Source organism: Acidovorax soli (assembly GCF_014207955.1).
Lineage (GTDB): Bacteria > Pseudomonadota > Gammaproteobacteria > Burkholderiales > Burkholderiaceae_C > Acidovorax > Acidovorax soli_A.
In genome coordinates this window covers 1-4,069 of sequence record NZ_JACHLK010000041.1, presented here as the reverse complement: position 1 = coordinate 4,069, position 4,069 = coordinate 1, and the positions used below count along the sequence as shown (strand labels likewise).

At 67.6% G+C, this 4,069-nt stretch carries 3 protein-coding genes; 1 reads left to right on the top strand and 2 read right to left on the bottom strand.

What is annotated here, in order from left to right; genetic code table 11:
* Positions 1-264: 264 nt before the first annotated feature.
* Positions 265-627 (bottom strand): hypothetical protein, encoded by a 363-nt coding sequence (locus HNP48_RS35085; protein ID WP_184866308.1) that lies wholly within the window; start codon positions 625-627, stop codon positions 265-267.
* A gap of 925 nt (positions 628-1,552) precedes the next feature.
* Positions 1,553-2,818, bottom strand: coding sequence for an MFS transporter (locus tag HNP48_RS35080; protein WP_184866306.1), 1,266 nt, complete (start codon positions 2,816-2,818; stop codon positions 1,553-1,555).
* A 179-nt stretch (positions 2,819-2,997) separates the two neighbouring features.
* On the opposite strand from HNP48_RS35080, the gene HNP48_RS35075 reads away from it, so the two are divergent.
* The gene (locus HNP48_RS35075; RefSeq protein WP_184866304.1) at positions 2,998-3,936 is read left to right on the top strand and encodes a LysR substrate-binding domain-containing protein; all 939 of its coding nucleotides are present in this window, start codon (positions 2,998-3,000) and stop codon (positions 3,934-3,936) included.
* The last annotated feature ends 133 nt before the right edge of the window (positions 3,937-4,069 follow it).

Genomic DNA, 4,069 nt, shown 5'->3' with positions numbered 1-4,069 from the left:
CTGTTGTTTCTTGAGAGATCACGAAGTGCGTGTGTCCTTCGGCACACGCACCCACCCCAGGCCCTGCGCTTCTCGGCGCAGCCAGAAGGGGTGGGAGCGGGGACAAAGACGGCTGCTGCTTTCGCAGCTGCGCCTGGGGTCGGTTCGCGCTGCGCGCTGCCGATGGGGGCACAACTTCTCTGCCTGTGACGCTGGCGTGGCCCAGCATGGAAAAACGCATGCGGCTTCTGGTTCTGCACCGGGAATGAGCGCCCTGGTATCTGATCAGCACACGACGAGGTGCTCGACCCCATCGCGGACCTGGGACAGGTCTTCGCGCCAGTAGTGCGGGTCGTTGACCTGGCGCCATGCCACGCCCAGGCCGGGGGCCATGGCGCGTGTGGCGGGGTCGAACAGTTCACCGAGCGAGATGAAGAGGCTGCCCGGGTGGGGCCAGTCGGCCCGTTCCACCTGCACCAGCGGGTTGCCGCGCCGCAGTTCGGCCAGCAGGCAGGTCTGCAGGCCTGCGGGCAGGCTGATCAGGATGGCCAGGGTTTGCAGGTTGTGGGTGGGGATGAAGGGGAGGAAGTCGTCGCGGGTGGCGGGGGGGGGAGGGGGATTGTCTGCTGCTGCAGCGGTGGGGGTCATGGGGCCAGTGTAGTTGGGGGGGCTTGGTTTCTGGCTCGGTGGTCTGGTTGCAATGATCTTCTCGTTTGACGGGGTGCTGCTGCTTTTTGCTGCATGCCTTTGGCTGAGTGCGGGAGCCGGGATGTGCGCCCGGCGGCGCAGTAACTTTCTCTTGGGCCGCCAAGAGAAAGTCACCAAAGAGAAGGCGGCCCCCAGTCTGCGTCCCCCATCGCCCTGGCGGGCGATGGGGGCAACCTGCGGTGCTCGGAACTGGGGTGGCATCGCAGAACTCGCTGCGTTCTTCGAACTTCGCTCAGACATCTGCGATGAGCTAGACAACGAAGCGTGTGTGTCCTTCGGCACACACGCCCACCCCAGTTCCTGCGCTCCTCGGCGCAGCCAGAAGGGGTGGGGAGCGGGTACCACCCGGCTGCTGCTTTCGCAGCGGCGCCTGGTGTCGGTTCGCGCTGCGCGCTGCCGATGAAACGGGCGCGGCGGCCCTGCCCAGGCCGAAGCGCAGCGAGGCAACCCGAGCCGAGCGAAGCAATGGCCCGTATTGGTGTCCACCCCCTTCTGACCGTGCCGAGAAGCGCAGGGCCTGGGGTGAGCGCGTGCCGAAGGACACGCGCATCGTTGTCTAGCTTGCCGCAGCTGTTTGAGCGGAGTTCGAAGAACGCAGCGAGTTCTGCGGCACACCCCAGGACCGAGCATCGCAGGCTGCCCCCAGCGCCCGACAGGGCGATGGGGGACACGGGCAGCGGGGTCGTCTTTTCTTGGCCTACCTTCTTTTGACGAAGCAAAAGAAGGTAGGTGCGCCGCCGGGCGCACATCCCGGCTCCCGCCTGTCGCCAAGCATGCTGCCACCATCGGCACATGCCTCTGAGCAAGCCGCCGGGCCGAGGCCCGGCCTCCGCCCTCAGTGAAAGCACACCGCCGGAAACAGCACTCAAGCCGCAACCGCCCCCTGCCGCACCACCCGCGCCTCCTTGATCGGCAAATTCACCAGCGCCGCAGCCAACGCCAGCACCGCATCCGCCCACCACATCCACGTGTACGCCCCGGTGTTGACCACCGTGAGCCCCCCGAGCCACGCACCGAAGAAACCCCCGATCTGGTGGCTCAGCAGGGTCAGGCCGAACAGGGTGGCCAGGTAGCGGGTGCCGAAGAGCTTGGCAGTAAGCCCCGCGGTGGGTGGCACGGTGGCCAGCCAGGTGGCGCCGAGCACGGCGGCGAAGGCGTAGAAGGTCCAGGCGTCCTTGGGCGCGGCCAGGTACAGCAGCACGGCCACGGCGCGTGAGGCGTACATCCAGAACAGGATCATCTTCATGCGCACGCGCGAGCCCAGGGCGCCGGCGGCCAGGCTGCCGGCCACATTGGCCAGGCCGATGATGGCCAGCGAGGTGGCGGCGACGTTGGGGCTCAGGCCGCACAGCGCGACCTCGCCGGGCATGTGGGTGACCAAAAAGGCGATGTGGAAGCCGCAGGTGAAAAAGCCCGCGTGCAGGCACCAGTAGCTGCGGTCGCGCAGGGCCACGCGCAGTTGCTGGCGCAGGGTCATGCCGGTGTCGCTGCCAGCGTTGCCCTGGGCGGGCTTGCTGCGGTCGCTGCCGCGCAGCCACCAGGCCATGGGCGCGGTGGTGAGAGCGAGCACGGCCATGGTCCACATGGCGCTCATCCAGCCGAAGGTGGACATGATGGCCTGGTTGAGCGGCGCAAAGACGAACTGCCCGGCGCTGCCGCCCGCGTTGATGACGCCGCCCGCGAACGAGCGGCGTTCGGCCGGGATGCGCTGCGCCGTGGCGCCGATGAGGATGGAGAAACTGCCCGCCCCGGCGCCCGCCGCGCTGAGCAGGCCGATGGCGAAGATCAGCCCGAACTGGCTGGTGACCTGGGTGGTGAGCGCCGAGCCCGCGGCCAGCAGCACGGCCCCGAGCACGATGACGCGGCCGGGGCCCCAGCGGTCGGCCACCGCGCCGAAGACGGGCTGTACCGCGCCCCAGACGAGCTGCGCAATGGCCATGGCAAAGCTGATGCTGGCCACGCCCAGGCCGGTGTGGGTGTTGATGGGCGAGAGGAACAGCCCCAGCGACTGGCGCGAACCCATGGTAACCATGAGGATGGCCGCGGCCACGGCGACGATGAGCCAGGGGTTGGTGGGGGTGGCGCTGCTGCTGTCATTGCTGCGGCTGGCACTGTTGCTGGGTTCCGGCATGGATGAAAATCTCTGGACTGTTGTTGTGGAGTGGCCCCGGGCGCGCAGGGCGCAGGGGGGCCGATCTGCATGGCGGATTGTGGTGGTGCCGGACCTGACAGACAATCGATTAAATTTGCGCCATGGTGCAGAAAATCTGCACTATCACCATCGCCATCCATCTTCATCCTCCTCCTCTGATGAGCACCACTCCTGCTGTCCCCATCAAGGCCTTGGTCGCCTTCAATGCGGCGATGAAGCACGCCAGCTTCAGCCTGGCCGCGCAGGAGCTGCATGTGACCCCTGGCGCCGTGGGCCAGCAGATCAGGAACCTTGAGGAGTGGCTGGGCACGCCGCTGTTCGTGCGCTCGGTGCGCCAGGTGCAGCCCACTGCGCAGGCTTTGGCCTACTGGGGCAGCGTGGGCCCGGCGCTGGCACGCATCGAGCAGGCCAGCGTGGAGCTGCGCGAGCAGCAGCAGCGCCAGCAGGCGCAGGCACAGCAGCAGCGCAATGCGGTGTGGCTGTCGATGCCGCCCACGCTGGCGGCCAAGTGGTTCGCGCCGCGCATGGCGGCCTTCTTGCAGCACCGGCCCGATGTGTCGCTGCACCTGGGCGCGACGACCGCGCTCAGCGACTTCGAGCGCGAGCCGGTGGACCTGGCGATCCGCTACTTCGACGGCAAGGACGCGGCGCTGCGCAGCACGTTGCTGTACCCCGACGAGGCGCGCCTGTACAGCGCCCCGGACTATTTGCGCCGCCTGCGCATCAAGACCCCCGACGACCTGGCCCGCGCCACGCTGCTGCACACGACCTTGCTGCCGTACTGGAAGCCCTGGCTGCAGCGCTTCAGCCAGTTGTCGGGGGCGCAGGTGGATGCGATTGCGGGCCAGCATTTCGACCAGAGCATGATGGCGCTGGAGACGGCGCGGCATGGGCAGGGGGTGGTGCTGAGCAGCGCCATCCTGACCGAGGTGGAGTTGCGGGAGGGGTGGTTGGTGGAGCCGTTTCCTGCCATGCGGTTGCCGGTGGGGAAGGGGTATTACCTGGTGCACCGGCGGGGTGGGGTTCTGAGGCCTGCGGCGGCTGCTTTGAAGGCTTGGTTGGTGGCTACGGCGAAGGCGGAGCGTTTGAGGGATTGATCGGGTTGTGGTCGATGGTTGATTTGTGCCTTGATTGAGTGCGGGAGCCGGGATGTGCGCCCGGCGGCGCAGTAACTTTCTCTTGGGCCGCCAAGAGAAAGTCACCAAAGAGAAGGCGGCCCCCAGTCTGCGT

What these genes read in the sequence shown, in the direction of transcription:
- HNP48_RS35085 (WP_184866308.1), bottom strand. Translation starts at nt 627, where the DNA reads ATGACCCCCACCGCTGCAGCAGCAGACAATCCCCCTCCCCCCCCCGCC.
- HNP48_RS35080 (WP_184866306.1), bottom strand. Translation starts at nt 2,818, where the DNA reads ATGCCGGAACCCAGCAACAGTGCCAGCCGCAGCAATGACAGCAGCAGC.
- HNP48_RS35075 (WP_184866304.1), top strand. Translation starts at nt 2,998, where the DNA reads ATGAGCACCACTCCTGCTGTCCCCATCAAGGCCTTGGTCGCCTTCAAT.